Here is a 26,154-nt window from a genome sequence, read left to right on the forward strand (position 1 = left end):
TTTTTTGCTAATACCTAGTTTTATTGATCGCAAACAGCTAGGGAATGGATAGAATCTAAATCAAAATAAGCAAATGCCAGGAGAAACAAAATTATCAGAATTGATCAAAGGAATGACGCCCAAATTGAATGAGGGAGAGTATGTGTTTTCGACCGTAACTGATCTCAATAGTATTGACCGAAAAGATACTATTGCTGAGTTCAAAGAAAAGGAAGGAACAACGATTGTTTTAGATAAAATGAAAGCAGATCAATTGAAGGTAAGCTATGAATATATTGCTTGTTGGATTACACTTACAATTCATTCATCTCTGGATGCTGTTGGGTTGACAGCAATATTCGCAACAGAATTGGCAAAAAATAATATCAGTTGTAATGTGATGGCAGGATATTACCACGATCATATTTTTGTGGCTAAAAATCATGCGGACAAAGCGATGAGAGTTTTGCAAAAATTAGCAGAAGATTCCCAATAATGTGTATTGCTTCAATCCTATAAAGCGATTGAATTAAAAGGGAAAATACTAAACAGACTGCAAAATTTATTTTTTTAAATTGCAGGCAACAGCGAAAAAATGTAAGACAAGTATTTTTAATATTTGTGTTTTTTGAACATGGGGAAATAAAACCTGTTTGTAATTTTTAAAAAAATAATATGAAAGGATATGTAGAGGCAAGTGCTGAAGCTGGAAAGAAATTCTATCAAGATTTCCATAACAAAGGAAAAATAGTAATGCTAAATTTATTGAAGTTTAGAGAGCAAGCAAACTATGATAATTTAGAAGAAATAAAACCTAATAAAATTATCAGTGGAGAAGAAGCTTACCAACTTTATATGAAAAGCACTCTACCTGAATTAAAAAAAGCAGGAAGCAAAATCATTTATTATGGAAAAAGCAATTCTTTTTTAATTGGACCAGAGTCGGAACAATGGGATGCCATATTAGTTGTAGAGCATACTTCTGTTTTAAAATTTATGGAGTTTGCTAAAAATGAGGAGTACTTGAAAAATGCAGGACATAGAGCGGCGGCACTTATAGATTCTCGTTTGTTACCATCTTCTGAAATTGGAAACTAAACCAAGGTGTTCTGCAATCATCTACCAACTACTATGAAAAAACTGTCCCTATTAATTTTACTAGTCTTCTGTCTTAAATCGTACTGTCAAAAAAATAGTATTCCAACTTTTTACATGGATTCCTTAGAAGTGGATATGGACTATACTTATATCAACCCGAATAGTATAGAATCGATAGATATTGGTCGTAAAAGCGAAAATGGGGAAGTACATTTTTCTGCAAAAAAATCACTTGTGCTAAATTCAATTTCTGAGGTATTAAAAAAACAGACTTTAATTCCTGGTCTTAATAAAACAACAATTATTAAAATAAACGGAAAGAAAATAATTAATCCATCTGATTTGAAAATTGATGATTCCTACTTTTTTTATTTTAATTTAGAAACTTTTACTGATGTGGAGTATGTATCGAAAAAATTGAGAAAAATAAAAATTCTTAATATTGAACTTGAGAAGGAGGAAAGAAAACCTCAAATTATACGAGGAAAAGGCTCAAATAATATTTTGCAAAATCTAGATCATTAGTGAACACCATGATGGAATCAAAGGGGAGATTTGTGCCTCAATCTAAATTTTTTATTTATTCATTTTCTTCATGGTGTAAATATCATTGGAGCATAATTTTTACAAAAAAAATCAAAGCGAGTATCTTTGAACAAAGGTTCGTGATGGGTTGAAAGATTTTGATTTTGAAATAAACAACGACTCTTATAAAACTGGTAAAATATTAAAACAAAATAATGAGAAATACACTAATCATATTACTCTTAATAAGTTTAAAGGTAAATTGTCAAGAGAATGATGCTATTGGTGGTGAGCGTTGGAATATTATAAATGGAATCATTCAACCAAATGGAGGACTAAAGGATTCTAGTGCTTTCAAATATTGGAATTATTTAAATGAAAAATTACCCTCTGACTTATTAAATAAATATGTTTCGAGTTTGCGTTTATTCACTGATGGTATGCAAGAAGAATTAGGAGGTATGTCGCCTTTAAATGATAGTAATTCAAAATGGGAAATTGATATTGATACTCTTGATTTTAATTTTAACAATAAAAGCGAATTGCATATTAGAGATTATACACATACAATAATTCATGAGTTTGGTCATTTATTAACTCTTAATCCTGAACAGGTTGAAGTTACCGATGATGAATTTCAGAATGACGAAAAAGGGTACCTCACGTTAGAAGGTTATGCGAATCAGAATAGTTATCTCGGGAAATTTGTAAATCGTTTTTGGAATGATAAGTTGTTGAAAAAGTGGGATAAAATAGAAAGAGTAAAAAACGAAAACAGAAAACTAAATTTGATATTTGACTTTTATTTAGAATATGAAAATTCCTTTTTAACAGACTATGCAGCGGAAAGTCCGGAGGAGGATATTGCAGAATCTTGGACTTTTTTTATTTTGAGTGATAAACCAAGTGCAAATGAAATTAAGCATCATAAAGTACTGTTCTTTTACGAATTTCCTGAGCTAATCGCATATCGGAAAAGTATAAGAGAAAAGATAGAGGCAATTCCTGCTAATTATATTGAAAATTATAAGCAGGTTTTTTAAGTCGGTGCCAAAACCATTATACTTTCAAGGTACAGTTTTGTGTTTCTCTCTAATTTTTTGATTTATTAGTAAAGTCTGCTTCAACTTATTTATCTATTTTTAGGTCGACAAAATAAAAACACTAAATAGGTATATGCTTGTGTTGGAGTTAGCAATTCACGAATTGTAAAACTCAAACTAATCTTGAACAAAACGTTGTATACAAGACAACCAAAAACATAGCAACTGTAAATATGACCGCTATACGCATTGATCGTAAACATAAAAAAAATGCTTCTATTTGAATATATCATACTTATTTTAACCTATACCAGTTTCACTATTTCTTTGTTTCTGCAGCTACTTTGTTACAAAAGAAATTTAGAGAAAAGGGAAACCATTTGGTTAACAGTTTCATTATTAATGTTATTGATTTCATTTGGTATATCACCGTTGTTTCCAGAAGAAAAAACCACCACTTTGTCTACGTTGCTCTGTATGGTTTTGGTATCGGTAACTACTTTTTTAGATACATTAGGGCAACAAAAACATTCCATCCCTGTTGTAATTAAGAAAATTCACATCGGACTGTCAGTTGTTTTAGGCGTTTTTCTGATTTTCTCGAAAATCATGTGGAACATGGTTTTTGCACAATGGGCTGTAGTTGGTTTTTTAATAGTTTCTGTGGTTATGTCAATGCTGATCACAAGGCAAACAAAGCCTATTCAACAATTTCAGCACTTAGAAAAATCAAATAAGATTTTCGCTGTTACATTTTTAATCCTAACACCGATCTATCTGATTTTTCATTATGCTTTTGAAAAGCAGTATCAACAATTTCAAATGGGATTTTTACTGTATTTCGCTTTTACGGCCTTGGCGGTACGAAAAATTTATGATGATTTGCAAAGGCTCTCTCTTATTAAAAATGTGATGACACCCAACGAGCAGCAATTTAAAAATTATGCGCTTACAGAGAGAGAACAAGAAATTGCCAGACTTCTTTTTGAAGGACTGACCTATCAGAAAATTGCTGATCAGCTATTTATTTCTTTACCAACCGTAAAAACCCATACCAGTAACATTTACAAAAAAATAGGGGTAAAAACCCGAAGTGAATTAGCCAGCTTACTTAGGTAATACTTAAAAGTGTAACTGTTTGATTGTTAGCACTCATACTTTTGTATGATATTGATAGCTTAGTGGTAATTCCTACTCTTGTCCGATTGTGATCTAGGTTTTTAGTCAATATTTTTGCTTCAAAAAATTACATGAAGTACAAATTATTTCTCATCGTATGTTTTGCAATGTATGTCGTTCCTTCGAATTCTCAAAATTCAGAAGTGCCACCTTCAACAGGGATCAATGCCGAAAAAGAAACTAACCAAAGTAAAAGGCCAAGATTTTTTATAGCCTATGATTTTGGAGAAGCAATATTTAACCAATTCCAATCTTTGGGCGGAGAAGTGGGCTTACGATTTAAAAACAATCACTTATTCAGACTTGCTTATACCCACCTCTATTTGTCAGAAAAACATTTGTCCTCTGATTTTGCAAAAGCTGTTGAGGGAGAAAATGTAAAAGGGAAACAAGTTGGTTTTGAAGTTTTTTACGACTTTCCTGTGATTGTGAAAGGTCTTTATGTGGCTCCTTCAATAGGATATTATAACAATGAATACACACATACCATTCTTAATGAAACCCTAGAAAAGTCTTCATTTACCATGGGAGCTGCTATTAGTTTTACTGAAACGGATGTGTTTAGGTTAAAAGGCTTGTATTACAGAGTTTCCGTTCCATTTAGAGTGAATTTTGATCCCATTGAGGAAACAAAATTGGGAGATGCCACCATCAAAAGCAACCAGTTTGAAAACAATATTTGGCTTTTTATAGGTTATCAATTTTAGCAATGATGAAACAAATAATTTTAATAACAGTGTTTGCCTTTGTGTTAAACGTTCAAGCTCAGGAAGGGAGCAATGCAAAACAACGATTAGATTTTGCCAGCATGTATCTAGAGGCTGGAGGAAACTTTTTCCCCTCCTTTGATGGAAAACAATTGGTACATGGGGAAGTAGTGCCAATAGAATTTTCTGCTACCTTGAACCCTTATATTACTTGGGGAGGATTTCATTTTTGGGGACATGCAGAATTTTATGTGACCTTCCCTCTAAATCAAATAAACCTAGAGGAGCATGAAGTACAACATAAGCTTTTACATTCCGTAGCAACAGGTGCTAGGATTTATCCTTGGACTATGGAAAAAGGAAAATTACGACCTTATATTGGTTTCAATTGGGGAGGGGTAGCGTTTCAACAGATTCAGGAACCTCACCAAAATCATCCCATGCTCTATAAAGATTTCATGCTGAATTATGATATAGGACTATTGTATAGCTATAAAAAAACGGCCTTTAGGCTAGGATTAAATTATTTCCCAAATAATGAATGGCAATACCCTCTTAGTAAAACAGAAACGGAGGAAATACTTACTCCAAAATTCTCTTTTCAAATTGGAGTTTTGTATGCCTTTGATGTTACAAAAAATAATACTCAAGAAAATATTGATACTTGGAATAACTATCCAAAAGTCTCAAAACTCTCTTATGATGCTAAATCATTTGGAGATTTTTTTATAGGAGCGGGGCCTTCTCAGTCCTTTTCGCTTTCAAACTCTGATTACAACTCCATAGAACTTCCTTATTTACAACCAAGATTGAGTTCTTCAGCTTATTTTGATCTTTCACTGGGATATCATTTTAATAAAGCAAATTTCTTTACCGCCTTGTCTTTTCGAAACCCTACCTATAAAACAGAAGGGTTTGGAGCGAAGCAGACCATTCATAAAACTTCTTTGGCATTGGAAGTAAATAAATTTCTGACCGATTACTCTGGCTTTGCACCCTATATAGGGCTCAATATAGCTTACGATCATATACAATACACTGAAGACGTGAGTGGAGCTACACGTAACTTGAATTTTCAATTCTTTGAACCAGGGTTAACTTTTGGTTGGGATATCGTACCCGGAAAAACGAATGAAGCTCTAATTCTGAGAACCAATTTGAGGTGGTATCCGTTTTCTGAATTTAAAATAGAGGGAGAAAATTTTAATTTTAGTCAACTGGAATATAATTTAATTCAAGTGGTGTTTTATCCTACAAGACTTAGAAACAGGAAATCAAGTCAGTAGCTGTTGGGTTAAAAAAAAGTTCCATTATGGAAGCATAGTTTTCTAGCAACAATCTTTCCTAACTGACCTCCAGAGATTTTCTGTAGAAATTTCCACCGCAAGAATCATTTTTTGAGCAACTGCTGTTTGAGGACGAAGGACGAGTTCAGTGGGTCTTGATTCGAGGATTGGAAATTTTAAGAAAATAACTGAAGTCTAGACTTTTTGATTGGTTTTGTGTCAAGACAAAATGAATATAAACCCTGTCACTTCGAGTGAATTTGTGAATGGAATGAAAAAAATAGTATCGAGAAGCAGCACGACAATCGTTCTCGATTCCATCCATTAAAAATGAATGAACGGAACTAATATAGCTTCATAAATACTTCCAATAATTGAAAGTAATTAAGTTCTAGCAACAATCTTTCCTAACTGAAGTCTTGACTTTTTGATTCGTTTTGTGTCAAGACAAAATGAATAAAACCCTGTCACTTCGAGTGAATTTGTGAATGGAATGAAAAAATTAGTATCGAGAAGTAGCTTTACAATCGTTCTCGATACCATCCAAGAAAAATGAATGACTAGAACTAACATAGCTTCATAAATACTTCCAATAGTTGAAAGTAATAAAGTTCTAGCAACAAACTTTCCTAACTGACCTCCAGAGATTTTCTGTAGAAATTGCAACCGCAAGAATCATTTTTTGAGCAACTGCTGTTTGAGGACGCAGGACGAGTTCAGTTGGTCATGATTCGAGGATTAAGAATTTTAAGAAAATAGCTGAAGTCTTGACTTTTTGATTCGTTTTGTGTCAAGACAAAATGAATAAAACCCTGTCATTATAAACGAAATTAGAAATCAAACAAAAACTCCCAAAAAAAGCATATCCTCAATTGTTAGTAACTTTTCTAAAACTAATGATGCTTTTGTCTTTTATTAAATAGCTATAAGCTACTTTTAAAGAAAAATTGAAAAACAACAACTTACTGGTTTGAAGCGAGCTTTTTTAACGAAAAGGTATTGTGATTCGGGAGTTGCCTGCAATAAAAAAAAACGAAAAAATTGAAAGTAGAAGAACTATTTACATATCCTATAAAATCAACAAAAGGCATATCTAATAATGAAATAGTTCTAGATGAAACCGGTTTTAAATTTGATCGGTACTTTGGAATAATAAATTCAAAAAATGAAATTATTACAGCTCGTGAAAATTCAATTTTACTAAAACTTAAAACTAAAATTGACATTGAGAAACTCCAAATTATCTACGGAGCAGATTCTAAAACAATAGACTTAAATCATAGTTTAAATCAAATTGAAATATCACTTTTTAAACAAAAAACTAAAGCCTACTTGTTTGAAACAAAAATCAATCAATGGTTAACTAAAGTATTACAACAGGAAAGTAAATTAGTCAAAATTGATAATGAATATTTAAGAGAAACTAACACGAATAAAATTACTTTTACTGACCTTTACCCTATCCATTTAATATCTAAAAGCTCTGTTAATGCTTTAAATATGAAAATGGATTCGAATATTGATTTCACTAGATACAGAGCAAATATAGTTATTTCTGGTATAAAAGCTTTCGAAGAAGAAAAATGGAAAGAAGTAAAAATAGGTGAATGTGAATTTAAAGTTGTTTCTATAACCGAAAGATGTTCTTTGATTACTATTGACCCTCAAAGCGGTGAAAAACATAAAAAACAGGAACCATTAAGAACTTTAGCTAGAGAGTTTAAATCTAAAGGGAAAGTAAATTTTGGGATTTATTTGGTTCCAACTAAAACAGGACTAATTCGAAAATCTGACAAAATTGAAATAAAAACTGCAGGCAACAACGGCTAAAGTTAATGTGGGCTTGAGTCTTAATTCGATGTTTTATGTATATTTACTAAGTCGCTAAATCCTTTTCGATTTAGCTTTTGACAACAAAATAAAAACTAAACAAAAAGGCTTCAGCTTAGTGCGTGTTCGAAAATCAATGATTTTCTTACCCCACACTAACCTTTAAGCCAAAACCGTTGTAACACATATGAAAAAAACGATTCAAATAATATTTTTACTAATTTCAACTCTTGTTTTTGGACAGGATAATGAACACTTGAAAAATAACGAACATATTTTTTGGCAAGAAAATATTAAACTCAAATCGTCTGATTTTCAAAATGAAGGAAAAGATATTCTTAATGCAGTAAAGTATTGCGACACAATAGGACTTTGTACGGTAGGTGCTTTCGGAATGTTTGCTGTACTTGATATTCCTAAGAAAAAAAGAAAACGTGGAAAATTGAGAGAAAAAGTTTATATAGTTCCAGCATTTGAATTAGCAAAATCCTATAGGGTTAAAAACGACAGTTTGGGAGTAGAAAAACAACAAGTGGTATTTAATATTTTTGAACTTTCCACTAGATGGATGAGAAGGGAATTAAAGAAAATGACGGAGACAATGAATGCCTATGGTACATTATCAATATGGTTCAAAACAGTAGAAAACGATGCTAAGAAAATGACTCAAGAAATGGTAGACGGATTCACTTATGAGGTTTTCATTGACCCAAAGCCGAATGCTTATGAAGAATGGAAAAACCAAATTGATAAAATGCTTTTAGAAACGAAAGAATTTGAAACGAGTAAAGAAGATATTGAAAGATTTACACATAGAAAACCATTGTTAGAGGAGTATAAAATGGTTGAACAGTTAATGGGAAATTTATTTAACTAAAAAATACGTGCTAGAATAACGTATATAAAAAATAGCGGTTAAGAACTAAGCTGGATGTTTAGTTCTTTTCTGTTATCTTTGTTTTTATGCTAAAAGTAATATGATTTTTATCCTGCTACTTTTCATATACAATACACCATCCCAAATCACCGATAATAGATATGTTTACAATAGACAAAACCACTAATAGAATTGAAAAAATAACTGAAAAGACTTTTTCAGAGTTAGGGTTTAAAGAGCGTGAGCATTTACAGGAATGGATTGCTAACAATCCATCATCGCTTGGAGATAAAGAAGAACAAAAACTACTGATAATTCAAAAGGAATTTGATGGGTTTGATGACACTAGAGAGAGATTAGATTTATTAGCGATTGACAAACAAGGAAATCTTGTAGTAATTGAAAATAAGCTAGATGACACGGGACGTGATGTAACTTGGCAAGCCTTAAAGTACGCTTCGTACTGTTCTAGCTTAAAAAAGCAACAAATTTTCGACATATATCAAGATTATCTAAACAAGCATGGTTTTAATGAGAATAGTGAAGAAAAAATTTTAGAGTTTTTTGATAATGAAGATGTACAGCTTAATCAAAATCAACGAATAATATTTGTTGCCGCCAATTACAGAAAAGAAGTGACATCAACTGTTATGTGGCTTCTTTCAAAGTATAAATTGAAAATCCAATGTTTTAAGGCTACCCCATATGTTTTTGGAGAAAAATTTTTATTGAACATAGAACAAATAATTCCTGTGAAAGAGGCTGAGGACTATACCATAAAAATGGCTGAAAAAGCTCAAGAAGATTCTAATTCTCAGGAAGAACTAAAGACTAGACATTTAATTAGAAAAGGATTCTGGACTAGGTTAATAAGTGAACTTAACACTAGGTCAAATCTGTTTCAAAATATTAGTCCATCTATTTATAATTGGATTGGTGCGGGTTCAGGAGTTAGAGGGGTTGGGTATAATTTTGCTATTTCCAAAAAGTATGTAAGAGTTGAATTATATATAGACAGAGGAGAGCTTCAAGAAAATAATCTGATTTTTGAAAAACTCGAAACACAAAAAGAATATATAGAGCAAACTTTTGGACAAAAACTAATTTGGGAAAAATTAGAAGATAAAAGAGCCTGTCGAATCAAGTATGAAAATCCAAATGTCAATGTTTTTGAAAAGGAAAACTGGGATGAAATGATCGAATTTTTGACTGATGGAATGATTAGATTTGAGAAAGTACTTAAAGAACCTTTGAAAAAAATAAATAGTCAGTTAAAAAGTAATAAAGTGAGCTAATAAATTGTATTATGAGTTAGTAAGTGCCAACTTGAAAGGTTTGTGTTTGTTTTCAAAGTCCGCTAAATATAAAATTTGGCGTTTAGGAGAAAAAAGATAACAGCAAAATATTTATATATAGCTAAGTTATAAACTGAAATGTATTGCTTATTTATTGCCCTACGTTTCTTATACCAACCGTTCACTTCCAAATTCCCCGAAAAATAAGCATAGCACAAAATGCTATCAATACTTAGATGTGCAGATGTCTAAATCTTTTTCTTGAAAACCTGATAGAAATAACCCTATAATAAGGGTTGCGTTTTTTCCGCTACAGTAGCACCCCATTTGGCAATAGATTGTATCAGCGGAATTAAAGTTTTTCCAAAATCTGTTAAAGAGTATTCTACTTTCAAAGGCGGTTTAGAGGTATACACCTTTCTTAGAATCAAACCGTCTTCTTCCAAAGCTTTCAGCTGCAAACTCAAAGTCCGTTCGGTAACTGTAGGCATGCGTTTTCTCAGTTCGTTATATCGTAAGGTATCCGCTAACAAATGGTACAAAATAACTGTTTTCCATTTTCCACCAATAATGCCCATAGTTAAACTTGCACAACAAGGGTAGGTGTTTCCTCTAAAGCTATACTTATTTTCTGTTACTGTTTTCATAAAATTGCTACTATCCTTTTTGACCGTTATTGCAAATATACAATACTATACTTAATTTTGTTACTATAATTTTTATAGTTAATAGAAAATTGAGTAAAATGAAAACCATATTAATTACAGGTAGCACAGATGGAGTAGGTAAGTTAATCGCTTTAAAACTTGCAAGCAGCGGGTATCAACTCATTCTACATGGTAGAAACCCAGAGAAATTAAAAAAGACCCTGGCAGCAATCAAAGCAGAAACAAATAATAAAAACATCTATAGTGTTGTAGCAGAATTATCAGATACAAAAAGCATTGATAACATGATTGCAGAGCTTAACAAAACAGTAACTTGTATTGATGTATTGATAAACAATGCAGGTGTTTTTATAAGTCCAAACCCAAAAAACAAAATGAATATTGACATGAGATTTGCGGTAAATTTTATAGCTCCCTATGTGCTCAGTAATGGATTATTGCCATTGCTTAAAAAGAGCAGTGCGCCAAGAATTATCAATCTAAGTTCTGCCGCGCAAGCCACCGTAGCGATAGAGGCATTAAAAGGAAATACACAAATTTCTAGCAACGAGGCTTATGCACAAAGTAAGTTGGCATTAACCATGTGGAGTTTTGATTTTGCAAACAAACATCCAGAGCTCACAAGCATTGCTGTAAATCCAGGGTCTTTATTAAATACAAACATGGCAAAAGAGGCTTATGGGCAATACTGGTCTTCTGCCACCAAAGGAGCGGATATTTTATATGAACTTGCCATATCAGAAAAGTATCAAACCGCAACAGGAAAATATTTTGACAATGACAAAGGTACTTTTGCCAATGCGCATAGAGATGCCTACGACGAAAATAAAATTTCGCAATTGATTTTAGAAACAAACAAAATTTTAAAAAGATGAAACATAATAATAATGCACTCGTACAGGCACGTGAGTTAAGTTTACCTTCTCGCGAAGCCTCTTTAAAACGTGAACCTTCTGTGGCTGCTTTTTGGAACAGCAATAGAGAACTGCTTGAAAATGCATGGGCAGAATGGGAAATCGAAAACAAAGACAATTTATTAATTCCAGACGAAAGCCTATTAGATCCTCGTTTGAGAAAAGCTGTAAAAGAAGCCTGGGAACATCCAGAGAAAGAAAATGCCGTGGCAGATTTATGGGAAGAGATTATTCCAGGGGTTTATACCGCTCAGTTTTTTGATGTAGAGCGCTTGGCAGAATTTCGTGGGTATTTAGAGGCGGTGGCAAATGCACAAATTCCAAAACGTGCTCCTTACGGAATCCAGCTAAACCGTTATGGAATCATGCTAGATCCTCGGTCAGAAGGACATCTTGCAGCTCCTAATTTTCAGGCTTTTTATAACGATATCATGGATCGTTTTATGAGACCCATTGCTCGTTTGCTAATAGGTACTTATGGCTATGATACCCAAACGTTTGGTTTTTCTATTCAGTACAACCCTGATAAGGATAAAGATTTACATGCGCATACAGATGCTTCTGCTGCCACCTTAAATATCAATATAAATTTACCAGACGAAGGGTTTACCGGTTCTGAAGTAGATTTTCATGACAGAGCCACAGGCAAAGTGGTACAGGCAGTGTTTGAACCCGGTAAAGCCATCATTCACAGTGGGGCAGTGCCACATGCAACACATCCCATTACCAGCGGCCAGCGTAGTAATTTAGTGGTTTGGCTTTATGGAGATCGCATGCAAATTCCAAGAGGAAATGCAAGTAGCTATGGTGCCGCGCCTACCGCTAGTACCAGTCCAGAGGTACGACAGAATGTTTCTGCAAAGGAACGTTGGCAAATTCCAACGGAACCTAAGGATAGCATCGCACCGTTTTAAATAGTGATACGGACACAGCTACTAGTTAAATACAATTTTCAAATAGCAGCGCAACATCTAACTTTTTGTGGGTGGTGGCGCTGCTATTTTTTTTGATTTTTTTTGAAGGGATCTTCTAAACTTGACGCTTTGCTAACTTTTTACTGGTTTCTATACCACCTCAAACCTCAATTCTTGCTGTTTTCTAAAGATAAATTTTCTGTTTCACGGGTTTTTAAATTCTCAAACAGAGGAATTACCTTTTTGAAAGAGTTTGATAGTTAAATTTTCTGATTATTGATGTTTTTAAAATTAATAACACTTTTATTCTAAAATTTGTAAGGTAAATAAACTACAAATCACCGCCATATGAAAACGATACAAATAGAAGCATCAAAAAGTAAGGAACTACACAGTATTGAAAATAGAGAAACCCCTCGTGAGAATGATTTTAACTTCACGCTTACGTCTATTGATTTTAATGAAAATTACATTCCTTCCAATAGTACCCGTACCACTACCAACTTTGCTAATTTGGCAAGAGGAGCGAGTCGTCAAGAAAATTTACGCAATACCATTGCCATGATTAACAATCGTTTCAATGCCTTGGCAAATTGGGATAATCCTAATAATGATCGTTATGCGGTTGAGTTAGAAATTGTTTCTGTGGATTTAAATATAAAAAACAATGATGCTTCGTTTCCGCTAATTGAAATTTTAAAAACCCATATTGTAGATCATAAAACGGGCAAAAAAACAGAAGGGATTGTTGGGAATAATTTTTCTTCTTATGTACGTGATTATGATTTTAGTGTTGCACTTTTAGAGCATAACAAAGAGAAAGAAAATTTTAGCATCCCAGAAAATTTTGGAGAACTGCACGGTAATTTATTTAAGTATTTTGTGCAGTCAGCAGCCTATAAAAATTATTTTTCAAAATCGCCTGTAATCTGCTTGAGTGTGTCAGATAATAAAATCTACCAGCGCACCGGAAACCAACATCCTATTTTGGGGTTTGAATACCAAGCAAACACCTCATCTTTAACAGAACAATATTTTAAGAAAATGGGCTTACAGGTACGCTATTTTATGCCTTATAACAGCGTGGCTCCTTTTGCATTTTATTTCTTTGGCGATTTGTTAGCGGATTATACCAATATAGAGTTGATCAGTACCATTAGTACCATGGAAACTTTCCAAAAAATTTATAGACCAGAAATTTACAATGCCAATGCAATAGCAGGTCAGTGTTATAAACCGAGTCTAAAAAATCAAGATCACTCTTTAACAAAAATAGTTTACAACAGAGAAGAGCGTACGCAGTTGGGGATAGATCAAGGGAAATATGCCGAAAAACATTTTATGAAGCCGTTTAAAAATTTATTAGAACAATGGTCGGCTAGCGTTACGCTTTAAGCAACAAACATCAAAAATATTTGAATTATGAAAATAGTATTACCAACATCAACCGTTGGAAGTTTGCCAAAACCAGAATGGCTTGCTCCGCCAGAAAAACTTTGGTCACCTTGGAAATTAGAAGGGAATCAGTTACACGAAGGAAAACAAGATGCACTGCGCATTGCCTTGCAAGAACAACAATTGGCAGGAGTAGATATCATTAGTGATGGCGAACAAACACGCCAACATTTTGTAACAACGTTTATAGAGAATTTAAGTGGTGTAGATTTTAAAAATCGTAAAACGGTAAAAATCCGTGATCGTTACGAGGCAAGTGTGCCAATGGTAGTGGGGCCGGTAGCACGTAAAAAAGCAGTTTTTGTAGAGGATGCTAAGTTTTTACGCAAACAAACAAATAAACCTATAAAATGGGCATTGCCTGGTCCAATGACTATGGTAGATACCTTGTATGATAACCATTATAAAAGTCGCGAAAAATTGGCTTGGGAATTTGCCAAAGCGCTCAATGAAGAAGCTAGAGAATTGCAAGAGGCTGGGGTAGATATCATTCAGTTTGATGAGCCTGCTTTTAATGTTTTTTTTGATGAGGTAAACGATTGGGGAATGGCAACCTTAGAAAGAGCTATAGAAGGTCTAAATTGTGAAACGGCATTGCATATTTGTTATGGATATGGAATTAAAGCCAACAACGATTGGAAAAAAACCTTAGGTTCTGAATGGCGTCAATACGAAGAGATTTTCCCAAAAATTCAAAAATCTAAGATTGATGCGGTCTCATTAGAATGCCATAACTCAAGGGTACCTTTTGAGTTGATGGAATTGTTACGTGGTAAAAAGGTAATGGTAGGGGCAATTGATGTTGCGTCTAATGTGATTGAAACTCCAGAAGAGGTGGCAAATACACTACGCAAAGCCTTAGAATTTGTAGCTCCAGAAAATCTTTATCCATGTACCAACTGTGGCATGGCTCCATTAACCAGAGAGGTGGCAAGAGGCAAGTTAAGTGCCTTGAGTGCCGGAGCAGCAATCATACGCAAAGAACTTTCAAACTAATTATTAGAAACAATCAATTTAGAGTTTTCTTTTCGGGCACTTTGTAAAATTCTTACTTTCGTCAAAGAGAACCTCATATAAAAAACAATAAAAATTTAATTTACTTATGGATATATTTATTCTTTACTATCTCGTTGCGGGTGCTTTTGCAGGGTTACTGGCTGGTTTGTTTGGAATTGGTGGTGGTATGATTATTGTACCCGCTTTAATTTACATTTTCACGGCCCAAGGCATTCCTGATGCAGCATTAACACACATTGGTATTGGTACTTCTTTAGCAACCATAATCGTTACTTCTATCAGTTCACTAAGAGCTCATAACAGCAGAGGTGCTGTAAACTGGAGTGTATGGAAGCGTATGGCACCGGGCTTGGTAATAGGTTCTTTGATGGGGGCTGGGGTTGCCTCCGTAATTCATGGGAATTCGTTGCAAGCAATCATTGGAGTAGGAGCCTTTTTGGTAGGATTGAAAATGATATTTATGAAAAATAAAGGCCTTGAGGAAAATGACTTTAGCAAATTGCCATCACCCATAGGGCAAACAGGTTTAGGGGCATTTATTGGGGTGGTTTCTGCCATCTTCGGAATCGGTGGTGGTACTTTAACCGTGCCAATCTTGAGCAACTTTGGTCTCAAAATTCAAAATGCAGTAGGTACTTCTGCAGCCTGTGGGTTACCGATTGCAAGTGCAGGGGCAATAGGCTTTTTTGTATTCGGACAGTTTTTAGATGACAGCGTAAAAGAATCTTTACCGAGTGGAGTATTAGGCTTTGTACATATGTATGCATTTGTATGTGTCAGTATAGCAAGTTTTTTTACGGCGCGTATCGGAGCAAAACTGGCTCATAAATTACCGGCAGCAACACTCAAAAAATCATTCGCAGTTTTATTGCTGATCGTAGGAGTGAGATTGATATTGGATGCAGAGGTTTTTTCTGTATAACAAGCCAGCGAGTGCCATAACCTACCCCTAATAGACAATTCAAAAACAGTTGGTGTTTTTCAAACCGTGCGCTCATGTGGAACCTAGATCCTTTTTTAATAGATGTTATTAACTGCTCTTGCGTTGATAGTGTCCGGATTTCAACAATAGACACAGAAGAATCAGAATTCAGCGATGTCTACATCTAATATGATTATTTTTTTTGTCACTTCGAGTGAATTTATGAATGGACTGAGGAAATTAGTATCGAGAAGTAGTTTCAGAATTGTACTCGATACCACCCAATAAAAATAGAGTATTGGAACTGATATAGTCTAGTAACTACTTACAAGAGTTTAAAGTACTAAGGTTTTTCAAACACATTTTCCTAACTTACCTCCAGAGATTTTCTGTAGCAATTGCAACCGCAAGAATCATTTTTTGAGTAACTGCTGTTTGAGGCCGCAGGACGAGTTCAGTGAGTCATGATTCGGGGATTAGGAATTTTAAGAAAATAACTGAAGTCTTGACCTTTTGATTCGTTTTGTGTCAAGACAAAATGAATATAAACCCTGTCACTTCGAGTGAATTTATGAATGGACTGAGGAAATTAGTAGCGAGTAGTAGTATCAGGATCGTTCTTAATATGATCCAAAAAAAATGAATAACTCCTGTTATCGAATTATATTTTTTTGAAAAAAAAGTTATTGTCAAATTTGATATTCAAAAAAGATAGATATTTACAAAAAATAACAAATTGTAAAATGAAAATAATAGATCTATCAAAACCCATCCAATACAATAAATCCGATCCTTGGTTTATGAAAGTAAAAATAAAACACAAGGCTCATAAAAAAGCAAGTGCATTATTACGTTTCTTAGGTTTGCCTAAAAAACTATTCCCTAAAAATTTTATCGGTTGGGCGGATGATACCATTCAAAAAATGGGTGTACATGCTACAACACATATTGACGCTCCTTGGCATTATGCTCCGATGGTAAATGGAAAGCGAGCTAAAACAATAGATGAAATTCCTTTGGATTGGTGTTATGGAGAAGGATTGGTTATTGATATGAAACACAAAGAAGATTTTGATGCGATTACCGTGGAAGATATCAAAGGGTTTTTAGAAAAAGAAAACCTAATCTTAAAAGAAGGAATGATAGTTTTGATCAAAACAGGAAGAGATATGTACAACGGTACCAAAGATTTTCCTGACAAAGGTACCGGAATGAGTGCTGAGGCAACGGAATGGTTGATAGACCAAGGAATCAAAGTTATGGGAATAGATTCTTGGGGTTGGGATTTACCTTTAAAATATTTGATTAAAAAAGCAAAAGAAACAGGGAACTCAGAATTGTTTTGGGAAGCACATTTAGTAGGACAACGCAAAGAGTATTGCCATATGGAACAGTTGGTAAACTTAGATGCACTTCCTTATTCGGGTTTTAAAGTTGCTGTGTTTCCTTTGAAAATTGTAGGAGCCTCCGCCGCACCTGCAAGGGTGGTAGCATTATTTGATGAAACGCTTTGATAAAGCAGTGATTGGAAAAGAATTGTAATTGTTAAAACAGCATATTTTATGACAACTGATACACCAGAAGAAAAGAACAAACCAATGACTGAAGCTGTGTCTAAGGAGGTATTTAAAACTGTTACGAATGAAGAACTGAATGCGGCAGATCCTTCTAGAAAAAACAGAAAACAAGCAACGCCAGAGCAATTAAATAATCCGTTTCATGGTGTGAAATTGAAACAGGTTTTGGAGAGATTGGTAGCTTATTATGGTTGGGAGTATTTAGGGGATAGAGTAAATATTCGTTGTTTTAAATACAATCCAAACATGAAATCAAGTCTTGGTTTTTTAAGGAAAACCCAATGGGCAAGGGAGTTTGTTGAAGATGTTTATATAGAGATGCTAGAAGATATTGAAAAAAAAGAAAACTAAAGAAAGAACCCGGAGACTAGCCATAGTATCCGGGTTTTTATTTAATATAATAGATGATGACCTATTTTACCAAAACAGCAGCTTCACCATATTGAAAATGAATTGGATTCAATGATGGGTCGTTTTGAAAAGTATACAGTTCATTACCAGATTTTTCAAATAACATAATGATATCAGATCCTCCAAACTTAAACTTTCCAAATTCTTGACCTTTTACAACGTCTTTTCCCTGAAGGTCTGTGTACATATCTACACCAGAAACCTGACACATTCCAATAGGTAAGATGGCTACTTTTCCAAGGTCTGTTCCTGTATCCATAATTACCAATCCGCGGGCTTGAGTAAATTCATAACCATTTTCTCCACCATCGGGTGCATCAAATTGACCATCTTTTGTGGTGTTTACATTTAAATACACCTTTCCTTCAACAGGGATGATTTCAAGAATTTTTCCGCTTACGGGAGTGTGAAAACGATGGTAGTCAAAAGGACTTAGAAAGTAGTGGATAAAAGTACCACCATAGAAGCTTTCTCCATATTTGCTAAATTCTAATAATTGGTCAATATTACCAATACTATGAGTTCCTTTCAGTGTTATCTCATTTACAGCACCGTTGTCTGCAATGGGATATTGTGCTTTAAAAGTACAATCTGCGGGTGCAACGATTGTTTGGTTGTTATAAGGGTCAGTTATCGGACGTAAAGGTGAGATCCCAGTGATTGGATCGGCTTGATTAAATTCTCTGTAGAAAAATTCATTAAAAGTAGTCCAGCTTTTCTCATTGTCTTCATACAAAGGGAAATTATAAACACTATTTCCTGCAGCGTTTTTATCATTTTTGAAAGAAGCTAAAGAGGTTGGTGTTAAAGAGGCCGGGGTATCTAAAAAAGTACCCCATGAAGTTGCAAAACTAACCAGCCATGTTGCAAATTCAGGATAACTTTGCATGGTGTTGCCATCATTGTCTGTTTGGTCGATCAACCAATAGAACTGACAAAGTAAATCGTAGACTTTTTGGTTGTATCCATTTTTTGTTCCATCACTTTTCCAAGCGTTAGGATATTCAGGATCATTACTTTCGTTTGGTATGATACAAACATAGGCATCTAGATAGTCGTAATAAGCTTCAATAGTTTCGGGCCAACCAAATCCATTGAGTTCGTTGTCTATGGCTTGGTATAAGCTAAGGTTTAAAGGAGCAATCTGTTTCTCAGAGTTTCCGTTCTTTGATAAAGCTACCGCCGTTTTTAGTGAAGTTTCTAAACTTGTTTTCATAGCCTGGTTCTCTTCTAATAGAGTTTTAAGTTGTGCTACTACGGGTTGGTGTTTTTGTAAGGTTAATTGAGTTGTTTCCATGGTTGTTGTTTTTGTTATTATAAGCTACTGTGTAGAATTTTTTACGCTGTTTTGCGGACGGTAAACCTTCACAGGAAGTTAAAGTTCTAAAATAAAAGTCTTCCTATTTTTTCAATACCATAAGCATTAGAAATAGCATTATAAAACTTCAAATTTTAGGCATAAGTGTGAGGTGGGTAGCGTTAGAATCCATCAAAAAAGCACGACTCTTGTTGATCTCTTTAAAATTTAATGAAGAAGGCTTTGTATATTTGAATGAAGAATAAAAAAAACGTTATGGAGCCAAAAGATAATCATATAAATTATATAGAATTCAAAGCAAAAGATCTACAACAAACGGAGCAGTTTTATAGTGAAGTTTTTGGTTGGAAATTCACCTCATATGGTCCTAATTATATTGCTTTTTCTTCGAGTGGTATAGAGGGGGGATTTGAAAAAACAGACCAACCGATAGTGAACGGAGCTTTGATTGTTTTGGCACATGCTAATTTAGAAGAAGTTATAGCAAAAGTGTCAAATGCAGGGGGAAGTATTTTAAAAGAAATATTTTCTTTTCCCGGAGGAAAGCGTTTTGAGTTTTTAGATCCTTCTGGAAATGAATTAGCTGTTTGGACAGAAATTAAATAAATCAATTTTATAAAAGCATGTCTTTTTTATAAAGTTTCCTTTTTGGTGTTTTCATGAATCTGTTGTAACTTCCTTGGGCAATAATTGCATACAATATTATCATTGTTATCGTACAAACAAACATCAGATCATGAAAGAGGAAAAGAAAAAACTGACTTCGGTATCCGGACGTCCTATTGCAGAAAACCAGAATGTAAAAACCGCAGGGAACCGCGGCCCTTTATTAATGGAAGATTTTTGGTTTTTAGAAAAATTAGCACATTTTGATAGAGAAGTAATTCCTGAGCGTAGAATGCATGCCAAAGGATCAGGAGCTTTTGGAACTTTTACCGTAACTCATGATATTAGTAAATACACCAAAGCTAATATTTTTTCAGAGGTAGGAAAACAAACCGAAACATTTGTGCGTTTTTCTACTGTTGCTGGGGAAAGAGGTGCTGCCGATGCAGAACGCGATATCCGTGGTTTTGCAGTCAAGTTTTATACAGAGGAAGGGAATTGGGATTTGGTAGGAAATAATACTCCTGTATTCTTTTTAAAGGACCCTTATAAATTTCCTGATTTAAATAAGGCGGTAAAACGTGATCCTAAAACAAATTTAAGAAGTGCCAACCATAATTGGGATTTTTGGACACTCTTACCTGAGGCATTGCATCAAATTACAATTACCATGAGTGATAGAGGTATTCCAAAAACCTATCGTCATATGAATGGTTATGGAAGTCATACTTTTAGTTTTATCAATGACAATCAAGAACGTTTTTGGGTCAAGTTTCATTTAAAATGCGCACAAGGAATTCAGAATTTAAGTGATGCTGAATCAGAGCAAATTATCGGAAAAGATAGAGAGAGTCATCAAAGAGATTTATTTGACGCAATTGAAAAAGGGGATTTCCCGAAATGGAATTTAAAGGTGCAAATCATGCCTGAAGCAGAAGCTGCTGATTATCGTTTCAATCCTTTTGATTTGACCAAAGTATGGCCTCATACGGATTATCCATTGATAGATGTAGGGGTATTAGAATTGAATAGGAATCCGGAAAATTATTTTGCAGATGTAGAGCAATCTGCATTTAACCCTGCAAATGTAGTACCTGGAATTGGCTTTTCTCCTGATAAAATGTTACAAGGGCGATTGTTCTCATATGGAGACGCCCAAAGATATCGCTTGGGGGTAAATCATTATCAAATACCGGTAAACAAGCCCAAATGTCCATTTCATAATTCACATCGAGATGGTGCAATGCGTGTGGATGGTAACGAAGGAGGATCTATACATTATGAACCAAATAGCTATGGACAATGGACAGAAAGTCCTGAACACAAAGAACCACCAATGGAATTAGGTGGAGCAGCTTTTCATTACGATCATAGAGAAGATGAAGATTATTATACTCAGCCTGGAGAGTTGTTCTCAATAATGAGTGCAGAGCAACAGCAAATACTCTTTGATAATACAGCTGCACAGATTGGCGGTGCAGAAAAATTTATTCAAGAAAGACATATTGTGAACTGTTACAAGGCAAATGAAGCCTATGGGCAAGGAGTTGCAAAAGCCTTAGGACTTGATATTAGTAAAATAGATCTTTCCTAAAAAAAATAATAAGTATTGAGAGCCAAATTACCTGAGGTAGTTTGGCTTTTTTTATGGAAATAAAAACTGTTTAAGTCTGATTTTTAGCCGTTTTTGATTTAGTTTAGCGAATAAAAGCAAATGAGAATAGTGAAAACTATATTACCAGAAAGCTCCTTGTTATCGAAGGAAAATTCACGGTATGATTATGTAGATAGTTTCCAAGCAGTTTTTACTGATAATAAGGGTGCTGTTAGCATAGAAAAAGTCGGAAAAGCCTTTTTTACAAGTGCACCAAAATGGGTGGGGAGCTTGATGTCCTTTAGAGATAGAATAGTTGCTTTTTTTGGATTGAAAACTTCTGGAACCCGCAGAGAAAGAGAAAAACAATTGGAGTTTTTTAACTGTGAGCCTGGAGAGCAATTGGGCTTGTTTAAGGTTTTTTCAAGAAGCAATCAAGAGGTGGTTTTGGGTGAAAATGATAGTCATTTGAGTTTCAGGATTTCTTTGTTTCTTGATTCGGATCAAGTTAAACCTCATACTAGAAGTATAATTTTATCAACCTCAGTGGTGTTTCATAATAAATATGGACGTCTTTATTTTATTCCTGTGCGCCCTTTTCATAAACTCATTGTTCCCGTGATGTTAAAAGGAATCGTTAAGGAGTTAGAAAAAGAATAAATCCGGTTTTTCCTTCTTTACAAAACCAAAGCTTTTGACTATTTTCGCAGCTCTTAAATAGTTTAAATATGATTTCAGTAGATCAAATCGCAGTAGAGTTTAGTGGAGAGGCATTGTTTAGTGATGTTTCATTTGTAATAAATGAAAATGATAAAATTGCCCTTATGGGTAAAAATGGTGCAGGTAAGTCTACCATGATGAAAATTATTGCTGGGGTGCAAAAAGCAACCAGAGGGAATGTGCGCTGTCCTAAAGAAGCGGTTATTGCCTATTTACCACAGCATCTTTTAACGGAGGATGATTGTACTGTTTTTGAAGAAGCTGAAAAAGCGTTTGCGCATGTTTTTGAAATGCGTGATGAAATGGAACGTTTGAATAAAGAGTTAGAAACTCGAACGGATTATGACTCTGATGATTACATGAAAATCATCGAAAAAGTATCTGATTTAGGAGAGAAATATTATGCACTTGAAGATGTAAATTATGATGCTGAGGTAGAAAAAGCCTTAGGAGGTTTAGGGTTTAAACGAGAAGATTTTACACGTCAGACTAATGAATTTAGTGGAGGTTGGCGTATGCGTATCGAGTTGGCTAAGATACTTTTGCAAAAGCCAGACTTAATTTTATTAGATGAGCCTACCAATCACGTAGATATTGAATCTGTAATATGGTTAGAGGATTTTTTATTAAATAAAGCAAAAGCAGTAGTTGTTATTTCTCACGATAAGGCATTTATCGATACGATAACAAATAGGACTATCGAGGTAACTATGGGAAGAATTTACGATTACAAAGCTAATTACTCTCATTACCTTACCTTAAGAGAAGAGCGTAGAGAGCATCAAATAAAAGCCTATAAAGAACAGCAAAAATTTATAGCAGATACAAAAGCATTTATCGATAAGTTTAAAGGAACGTTCTCTAAAACGAATCAAGTGAGAGATAGAGAACGTATGTTAGAAAAATTGCAAATTATTGAAGTAGATGAGGTAGATAATTCAGCTTTGGCTTTAAAGTTTCCACCAGCACCAAGATCGGGTGATTATCCGGTTCAGGCAGAAAGTTTGTCAAAGTCGTACGGAGAACATGTGGTGTTTAAAGATGCCAATATGTCTATTTCTAGAGGAGAAAAAGTTTCTTTTGTTGGAAGGAATGGAGAAGGTAAATCTACCATGATCAAAGCAATCATGGGAGAGATTGAGTTTGAAGGAACATGCGAACTTGGACATAATGCTAAAGTGGGATATTTTGCGCAAAATCAAGCCGCTTTATTGGATGAACAATTGACTGTTTTTCAAACGGTTGATCAAGTGGCGAAGGGAGATGTTAGAACTCAGATAAAAAATATATTAGGCCGCTTTATGTTTTCAGGGGATGCCATAGATAAAAAAGTAGGAATGCTTTCTGGAGGTGAAAAAACAAGATTGGCAATGGTGAAATTATTATTAGAACCTGTAAATGTTTTGATTTTGGATGAGCCTACCAATCATTTGGATATCAAATCGAAAGATGTGTTAAAGGAAGCGTTGTTAAATTTTGATGGAACCTTAATTTTAGTATCTCACGACCGTGATTTTTTAACAGGTCTTTCGCAAAAAGTGTTCGAGTTTAAAGAGAAGCGAGTAATAGAGCATTTTGAAACCATTGATGCCTTTTTAGAGCGTAATAAAATTGAAACCTTAAAGCAAATAGATTTGTAATTGACGTTTCAAGAATAAAAGCAACTATTTTAGTTCTTAATTTATCCTGTTGACGCTATAAAAAGAATAATTACCATAGGGAAGTTTTTCCTTTGCTGTACCAAACGTTGCGATACTGATGGGTCAGTATCACATAAAAAATACATTTATGAAAACAATAAAATCAATATTGATCTTAGCATTGGTGCTTCTTACGATGAGCTCATGTAAAGAAACAAAACAAGGAAAAGCATCAACATCTCAAGAGACAACGAATTCGGAATCCGGCATTATAGTTACTCAAGATAATTTTCCGCAAGCTTATACCAATTTAAGATTGGCTGCCGTATTAAAGAAAACAGGGGGAGTTAACAAGTTTTTTACCATGCCGGTTCCTAGTAGTATTCCAGAGGAGCAGTTTGTGGTTCGTATGAATAGAGATACACCCTACTCGGTTTCGGTAATTGATATGTCAAGTGATGAGGTATATGTTACCATACCAAAAACAAAGGAATATGTCACACTGCAAATTGTAGATGAAAATCATGAGACACAACCGATGATTTACGGTTCAGGTAGACATAAGATTAGTGCCAAAACAGATCATGCTTTTGTGATTGTAAGAGCTTTAGAAGGAGAGATTCGAGATGGATTGAAAATTGAAGCAGGAAGTAGCAAGCCGTTTAAAGTAAAAAAATGGGATATGAAATCTTTTCAGGCAGTGGACAAAGCTGGTAATATTGATTTTTCTGATGGATATGATCAATCGAAAGCATTTGGTAACAAAGAGAGTGGACAGACTTCTTATATGAATTATGTTGGTGCTGCTGGAGGCTGGGGTGGAGCCATGGTTGAAGATAATATTTATCAGACAAGTGCCTATATGGATGCCAATGGAGGATATGAAGTTACGTTTAAAGATCCAAAAGATGTTTATTTTTGGTCAGCTACCGTTTACAATGGTGATGGTAGAATGTTTAACGATGTTGCAAATATTTCAAGTGAAATGAATCCAATCATAAATAAAGACGGAACCATTACTTTGAGGTTTGGTTGTGATGGGCAGCCAAATAATATACCTATTAGAGAAGGGAATACAACGGGGAAATTTAACGTATTGTTACGTCACTATGGACCAAGTAAAAATGTAAGTGATGCTGTTGAGGGATATGATCCAACAAAATTTATTAAAAAAATTAAATAATTCATATTGAATAAAAAAAGCGATACTCAGTGTCGCTTTTTTTGTAAACTTTAAATACTTGTCTTTTTCAACACAGATAGGTGTTTGATCTAAATAAAATGTTATTTTTAGAACGCAATTGGTCTGTTTCATAAAAAATCAAAAAGAATTGCATTTAATTTAGTGCTTTCTTTGATGTACAAATCGAAGTCTATAAATTTCTAAAAATATAAACTGTTTAAAACAATAATTATGAAAAATGGTAAATTAGTTTTAATGGCATTGCTCTTGGCAGGTGTTATAAGTTCATGTAAGGATGCTCAAAAATCAGTAAAAAAAGATACAAATCCATCGCCTATTGTTGAATCGAAAATAATTGAAAGCGCTATTGAATATCAAAAAGCAGGAGGTAAAGCAGAGTTTATGGAAGGGGAGCTGCTCCAAATTACTGATGAAAATTATGCACATGCGGAAACCGCTAAAAATTATCGAAACTGGATGGCAAAAGGGGCGAATGAAGGGATTGTTCATTTGCGTATTATGGCTCCGAGGGGTTCGAAAGCGCCTACGGTACAGATGAATCATGATTGTTTGTATTCTGTGGCAATTACCAAAGTAGTCAACGGTAAAATCTCTTTTGAAATACCGGATGATGTATTAGTCTATACTTCGGTACAAGTTGTGGATCAATATGGTCATGGCCAACATTATATTGTTACCAAAGGTAGACATACCCTTGCTGTAGATACAACAGATGGAACTACACATGCCTTTTTGATCTTTAGAAGTGGACTTGAGAAAGGAATTGAGGTAGCGAAAGAAAATCAAAATAAGCTAACCACATGGGGATTGGTTTCAGGAGATTATAAAGTTCCTAATTATGATTTTGCTGCAGTAGATGCTAAAACAAATGAATTGCGTAGCGAAGTCGTAGGAAAGGCATTTTACTATACTTTTCCAAGGAATGAAAAAGATGTTATAGATCGTCATCAATGGAATTTAGAATGTGCACTTGGTTGGGGTGGTGCATCTCCGATAGTGAACGAGTCTAATTTGTATAGCAATTCAAAAATGTACGATGGCAAAAAAAGTTACAGTACAACATTTATGAACCCAGAATCGGTGTATTTTTCTTCCATTACCGTGTATGATGCAAATCGTTATTTGTTTGAAGATAAAGATGTAAAAAATATCAATAGTAATTCATGGGAAGTAAATAGTGACAATACGATTACGATATCTTTTAATTGTGGAGAGGAAGCTAAAAATAATATTGACACTAAAGGACAAGATTTTACTTTTACATTACGTTATTATGGAGTTACGGATCAGGTGCTAAGAGCGAATAATAAAAATGCCGTTCCTAATAGATTAAATCCTATGTTTATGATGAAAGAGTTAACGAAAGAGTAACAAA

Annotated in this window: 26 protein-coding genes; 23 read left to right on the forward strand and 3 right to left on the reverse strand. The window is 34.2% G+C overall.

Annotated elements, in window-relative coordinates:
• Positions 1 to 73: 73 nt before the first annotated feature.
• From AC2DZ0_RS00125 to AC2DZ0_RS00155, 7 genes are all read left to right on the forward strand, one after another.
• Entirely contained in the window at positions 74 to 475 is a 402-nt protein-coding gene (locus AC2DZ0_RS00125) for an ACT domain-containing protein (RefSeq protein ID WP_484642923.1), read from the forward strand.
• A 179-nt stretch (positions 476 to 654) separates the two neighbouring features.
• Complete coding sequence (locus tag AC2DZ0_RS00130) at positions 655 to 1,077, forward strand: DUF1330 domain-containing protein (RefSeq protein WP_484642924.1); 423 nt, start codon at positions 655 to 657, stop codon at positions 1,075 to 1,077.
• 114 nt (positions 1,078 to 1,191) lie between these two features.
• On the forward strand, positions 1,192 to 1,602 hold the full coding sequence (locus AC2DZ0_RS00135) for a hypothetical protein (protein WP_484642925.1): 411 nt from the start codon (positions 1,192 to 1,194) through the stop codon (positions 1,600 to 1,602).
• 215 nt (positions 1,603 to 1,817) lie between these two features.
• A complete protein-coding gene (locus AC2DZ0_RS00140; protein ID WP_484642927.1) occupies positions 1,818 to 2,645 on the forward strand; it encodes a putative zinc-binding metallopeptidase in 828 nt (275 codons plus the stop codon).
• 270 nt (positions 2,646 to 2,915) lie between these two features.
• The gene (locus tag AC2DZ0_RS00145) at positions 2,916 to 3,764 is read left to right on the forward strand and encodes a helix-turn-helix domain-containing protein (RefSeq protein WP_484642929.1); all 849 of its coding nucleotides are present in this window, start codon (positions 2,916 to 2,918) and stop codon (positions 3,762 to 3,764) included.
• A 131-nt stretch (positions 3,765 to 3,895) separates the two neighbouring features.
• Positions 3,896 to 4,531 (forward strand): hypothetical protein, encoded by a 636-nt coding sequence (locus tag AC2DZ0_RS00150; RefSeq protein ID WP_484642931.1) that lies wholly within the window; start codon positions 3,896 to 3,898, stop codon positions 4,529 to 4,531.
• A 5-nt stretch (positions 4,532 to 4,536) separates the two neighbouring features.
• The gene (locus AC2DZ0_RS00155; protein WP_484642933.1) at positions 4,537 to 5,817 is read left to right on the forward strand and encodes a hypothetical protein; all 1,281 of its coding nucleotides are present in this window, start codon (positions 4,537 to 4,539) and stop codon (positions 5,815 to 5,817) included.
• A gap of 384 nt (positions 5,818 to 6,201) precedes the next feature.
• Here AC2DZ0_RS00155 and AC2DZ0_RS00160 read toward each other — a convergent pair whose 3' ends face one another.
• Positions 6,202 to 6,489 (reverse strand): hypothetical protein, encoded by a 288-nt coding sequence (locus AC2DZ0_RS00160; RefSeq protein WP_484642935.1) that lies wholly within the window; start codon positions 6,487 to 6,489, stop codon positions 6,202 to 6,204.
• 369 nt (positions 6,490 to 6,858) lie between these two features.
• Here AC2DZ0_RS00160 and AC2DZ0_RS00165 point away from each other — a divergent pair, with 369 nt between their 5' ends.
• The 3 genes from AC2DZ0_RS00165 (at position 6,859) to AC2DZ0_RS00175 (ending at position 9,819) form a co-directional block, all read left to right on the forward strand.
• The gene (locus tag AC2DZ0_RS00165) at positions 6,859 to 7,647 is read left to right on the forward strand and encodes an MOSC domain-containing protein (RefSeq protein WP_484642937.1); all 789 of its coding nucleotides are present in this window, start codon (positions 6,859 to 6,861) and stop codon (positions 7,645 to 7,647) included.
• 187 nt (positions 7,648 to 7,834) lie between these two features.
• Positions 7,835 to 8,524, forward strand: a complete 690-nt coding sequence (locus tag AC2DZ0_RS00170) for a hypothetical protein (protein ID WP_484642938.1) — start codon at positions 7,835 to 7,837, stop codon at positions 8,522 to 8,524.
• A 161-nt stretch (positions 8,525 to 8,685) separates the two neighbouring features.
• Positions 8,686 to 9,819 (forward strand): DUF4268 domain-containing protein, encoded by a 1,134-nt coding sequence (locus AC2DZ0_RS00175; protein ID WP_484642940.1) that lies wholly within the window; start codon positions 8,686 to 8,688, stop codon positions 9,817 to 9,819.
• Between the two features lie 284 nt (positions 9,820 to 10,103).
• Here the strand turns inward: AC2DZ0_RS00175 and AC2DZ0_RS00180 are convergent, their stop codons facing one another.
• Positions 10,104 to 10,466: a winged helix-turn-helix transcriptional regulator gene (locus AC2DZ0_RS00180; protein WP_484491015.1), complete on the reverse strand. Its 363-nt coding sequence runs from the start codon at positions 10,464 to 10,466 to the stop codon at positions 10,104 to 10,106.
• Positions 10,467 to 10,564: 98 nt separating this feature from the next.
• Here AC2DZ0_RS00180 and AC2DZ0_RS00185 point away from each other — a divergent pair, with 98 nt between their 5' ends.
• The 7 genes from AC2DZ0_RS00185 (at position 10,565) to AC2DZ0_RS00215 (ending at position 17,637) form a co-directional block, all read left to right on the forward strand.
• Positions 10,565 to 11,362, forward strand: a complete 798-nt coding sequence (locus tag AC2DZ0_RS00185) for an SDR family NAD(P)-dependent oxidoreductase (RefSeq protein WP_484642941.1) — start codon at positions 10,565 to 10,567, stop codon at positions 11,360 to 11,362.
• Complete coding sequence (locus AC2DZ0_RS00190) at positions 11,359 to 12,315, forward strand: 2OG-Fe(II) oxygenase (protein ID WP_484642942.1); 957 nt, start codon at positions 11,359 to 11,361, stop codon at positions 12,313 to 12,315. The genes AC2DZ0_RS00185 and AC2DZ0_RS00190 overlap by 4 nt, the downstream gene beginning before the upstream one ends.
• Before the next feature lie 348 nt (positions 12,316 to 12,663).
• Positions 12,664 to 13,710 (forward strand): DUF1852 domain-containing protein, encoded by a 1,047-nt coding sequence (locus AC2DZ0_RS00195; protein ID WP_484642943.1) that lies wholly within the window; start codon positions 12,664 to 12,666, stop codon positions 13,708 to 13,710.
• Between the two features lie 27 nt (positions 13,711 to 13,737).
• The gene (locus tag AC2DZ0_RS00200; protein WP_484491019.1) at positions 13,738 to 14,766 is read left to right on the forward strand and encodes a methionine synthase; all 1,029 of its coding nucleotides are present in this window, start codon (positions 13,738 to 13,740) and stop codon (positions 14,764 to 14,766) included.
• A gap of 106 nt (positions 14,767 to 14,872) precedes the next feature.
• Positions 14,873 to 15,709: a sulfite exporter TauE/SafE family protein gene (locus AC2DZ0_RS00205; protein WP_484642945.1), complete on the forward strand. Its 837-nt coding sequence runs from the start codon at positions 14,873 to 14,875 to the stop codon at positions 15,707 to 15,709.
• Positions 15,710 to 16,452: 743 nt separating this feature from the next.
• Positions 16,453 to 17,223, forward strand: a complete 771-nt coding sequence (locus AC2DZ0_RS00210) for a cyclase family protein (protein ID WP_484642946.1) — start codon at positions 16,453 to 16,455, stop codon at positions 17,221 to 17,223.
• Positions 17,224 to 17,271: 48 nt separating this feature from the next.
• Positions 17,272 to 17,637 carry a VF530 family protein gene (locus AC2DZ0_RS00215; RefSeq protein ID WP_484642947.1) on the forward strand — a complete coding sequence of 122 codons (366 nt, stop codon included), beginning with the start codon at positions 17,272 to 17,274 and terminating at the stop codon, positions 17,635 to 17,637.
• Positions 17,638 to 17,698: 61 nt separating this feature from the next.
• On the opposite strand, the gene AC2DZ0_RS00220 is transcribed toward AC2DZ0_RS00215, so the two are convergent.
• Positions 17,699 to 18,994: a phosphatidylserine decarboxylase gene (locus AC2DZ0_RS00220; protein ID WP_484642948.1), complete on the reverse strand. Its 1,296-nt coding sequence runs from the start codon at positions 18,992 to 18,994 to the stop codon at positions 17,699 to 17,701.
• A gap of 276 nt (positions 18,995 to 19,270) precedes the next feature.
• On the opposite strand from AC2DZ0_RS00220, the gene AC2DZ0_RS00225 reads away from it, so the two are divergent.
• The 6 genes from AC2DZ0_RS00225 (at position 19,271) to AC2DZ0_RS00250 (ending at position 26,150) form a co-directional block, all read left to right on the forward strand.
• A complete protein-coding gene (locus AC2DZ0_RS00225; protein ID WP_484642950.1) occupies positions 19,271 to 19,621 on the forward strand; it encodes a VOC family protein in 351 nt (116 codons plus the stop codon).
• A gap of 130 nt (positions 19,622 to 19,751) precedes the next feature.
• Complete coding sequence (locus AC2DZ0_RS00230) at positions 19,752 to 21,215, forward strand: catalase (protein ID WP_484491028.1); 1,464 nt, start codon at positions 19,752 to 19,754, stop codon at positions 21,213 to 21,215.
• Between the two features lie 120 nt (positions 21,216 to 21,335).
• Entirely contained in the window at positions 21,336 to 21,875 is a 540-nt protein-coding gene (locus AC2DZ0_RS00235) for a DUF2867 domain-containing protein (protein WP_484642951.1), read from the forward strand.
• Positions 21,876 to 21,943: 68 nt separating this feature from the next.
• Positions 21,944 to 23,575: an ABC-F family ATP-binding cassette domain-containing protein gene (locus tag AC2DZ0_RS00240; RefSeq protein WP_484491030.1), complete on the forward strand. Its 1,632-nt coding sequence runs from the start codon at positions 21,944 to 21,946 to the stop codon at positions 23,573 to 23,575.
• Positions 23,576 to 23,723: 148 nt separating this feature from the next.
• On the forward strand, positions 23,724 to 24,758 hold the full coding sequence (locus tag AC2DZ0_RS00245; protein ID WP_484642952.1) for a DUF1254 domain-containing protein: 1,035 nt from the start codon (positions 23,724 to 23,726) through the stop codon (positions 24,756 to 24,758).
• Between the two features lie 231 nt (positions 24,759 to 24,989).
• Positions 24,990 to 26,150 (forward strand): DUF1214 domain-containing protein, encoded by a 1,161-nt coding sequence (locus AC2DZ0_RS00250; protein ID WP_484642954.1) that lies wholly within the window; start codon positions 24,990 to 24,992, stop codon positions 26,148 to 26,150.
• Positions 26,151 to 26,154: the final 4 nt, after the last annotated feature.

This window comes from Flavicella sp. IMCC45668, assembly GCF_057219105.1.

What these genes read in the sequence shown, in the direction of transcription:
- AC2DZ0_RS00125 (WP_484642923.1), top strand. Translation starts at nt 74, where the DNA reads ATGCCAGGAGAAACAAAATTATCAGAATTGATCAAAGGAATGACGCCC.
- AC2DZ0_RS00130 (WP_484642924.1), top strand. Translation starts at nt 655, where the DNA reads ATGAAAGGATATGTAGAGGCAAGTGCTGAAGCTGGAAAGAAATTCTAT.
- AC2DZ0_RS00135 (WP_484642925.1), top strand. Translation starts at nt 1,192, where the DNA reads ATGGATTCCTTAGAAGTGGATATGGACTATACTTATATCAACCCGAAT.
- AC2DZ0_RS00140 (WP_484642927.1), top strand. Translation starts at nt 1,818, where the DNA reads ATGAGAAATACACTAATCATATTACTCTTAATAAGTTTAAAGGTAAAT.
- AC2DZ0_RS00145 (WP_484642929.1), top strand. Translation starts at nt 2,916, where the DNA reads ATGCTTCTATTTGAATATATCATACTTATTTTAACCTATACCAGTTTC.
- AC2DZ0_RS00150 (WP_484642931.1), top strand. Translation starts at nt 3,896, where the DNA reads ATGAAGTACAAATTATTTCTCATCGTATGTTTTGCAATGTATGTCGTT.
- AC2DZ0_RS00155 (WP_484642933.1), top strand. Translation starts at nt 4,537, where the DNA reads ATGAAACAAATAATTTTAATAACAGTGTTTGCCTTTGTGTTAAACGTT.
- AC2DZ0_RS00170 (WP_484642938.1), top strand. Translation starts at nt 7,835, where the DNA reads ATGAAAAAAACGATTCAAATAATATTTTTACTAATTTCAACTCTTGTT.
- AC2DZ0_RS00175 (WP_484642940.1), top strand. Translation starts at nt 8,686, where the DNA reads ATGTTTACAATAGACAAAACCACTAATAGAATTGAAAAAATAACTGAA.
- AC2DZ0_RS00180 (WP_484491015.1), bottom strand. Translation starts at nt 10,466, where the DNA reads ATGAAAACAGTAACAGAAAATAAGTATAGCTTTAGAGGAAACACCTAC.
- AC2DZ0_RS00185 (WP_484642941.1), top strand. Translation starts at nt 10,565, where the DNA reads ATGAAAACCATATTAATTACAGGTAGCACAGATGGAGTAGGTAAGTTA.
- AC2DZ0_RS00190 (WP_484642942.1), top strand. Translation starts at nt 11,359, where the DNA reads ATGAAACATAATAATAATGCACTCGTACAGGCACGTGAGTTAAGTTTA.
- AC2DZ0_RS00195 (WP_484642943.1), top strand. Translation starts at nt 12,664, where the DNA reads ATGAAAACGATACAAATAGAAGCATCAAAAAGTAAGGAACTACACAGT.
- AC2DZ0_RS00200 (WP_484491019.1), top strand. Translation starts at nt 13,738, where the DNA reads ATGAAAATAGTATTACCAACATCAACCGTTGGAAGTTTGCCAAAACCA.
- AC2DZ0_RS00205 (WP_484642945.1), top strand. Translation starts at nt 14,873, where the DNA reads ATGGATATATTTATTCTTTACTATCTCGTTGCGGGTGCTTTTGCAGGG.
- AC2DZ0_RS00210 (WP_484642946.1), top strand. Translation starts at nt 16,453, where the DNA reads ATGAAAATAATAGATCTATCAAAACCCATCCAATACAATAAATCCGAT.
- AC2DZ0_RS00215 (WP_484642947.1), top strand. Translation starts at nt 17,272, where the DNA reads ATGACAACTGATACACCAGAAGAAAAGAACAAACCAATGACTGAAGCT.
- AC2DZ0_RS00220 (WP_484642948.1), bottom strand. Translation starts at nt 18,994, where the DNA reads ATGGAAACAACTCAATTAACCTTACAAAAACACCAACCCGTAGTAGCA.
- AC2DZ0_RS00225 (WP_484642950.1), top strand. Translation starts at nt 19,271, where the DNA reads ATGGAGCCAAAAGATAATCATATAAATTATATAGAATTCAAAGCAAAA.
- AC2DZ0_RS00230 (WP_484491028.1), top strand. Translation starts at nt 19,752, where the DNA reads ATGAAAGAGGAAAAGAAAAAACTGACTTCGGTATCCGGACGTCCTATT.
- AC2DZ0_RS00235 (WP_484642951.1), top strand. Translation starts at nt 21,336, where the DNA reads ATGAGAATAGTGAAAACTATATTACCAGAAAGCTCCTTGTTATCGAAG.
- AC2DZ0_RS00240 (WP_484491030.1), top strand. Translation starts at nt 21,944, where the DNA reads ATGATTTCAGTAGATCAAATCGCAGTAGAGTTTAGTGGAGAGGCATTG.
- AC2DZ0_RS00245 (WP_484642952.1), top strand. Translation starts at nt 23,724, where the DNA reads ATGAAAACAATAAAATCAATATTGATCTTAGCATTGGTGCTTCTTACG.
- AC2DZ0_RS00250 (WP_484642954.1), top strand. Translation starts at nt 24,990, where the DNA reads ATGAAAAATGGTAAATTAGTTTTAATGGCATTGCTCTTGGCAGGTGTT.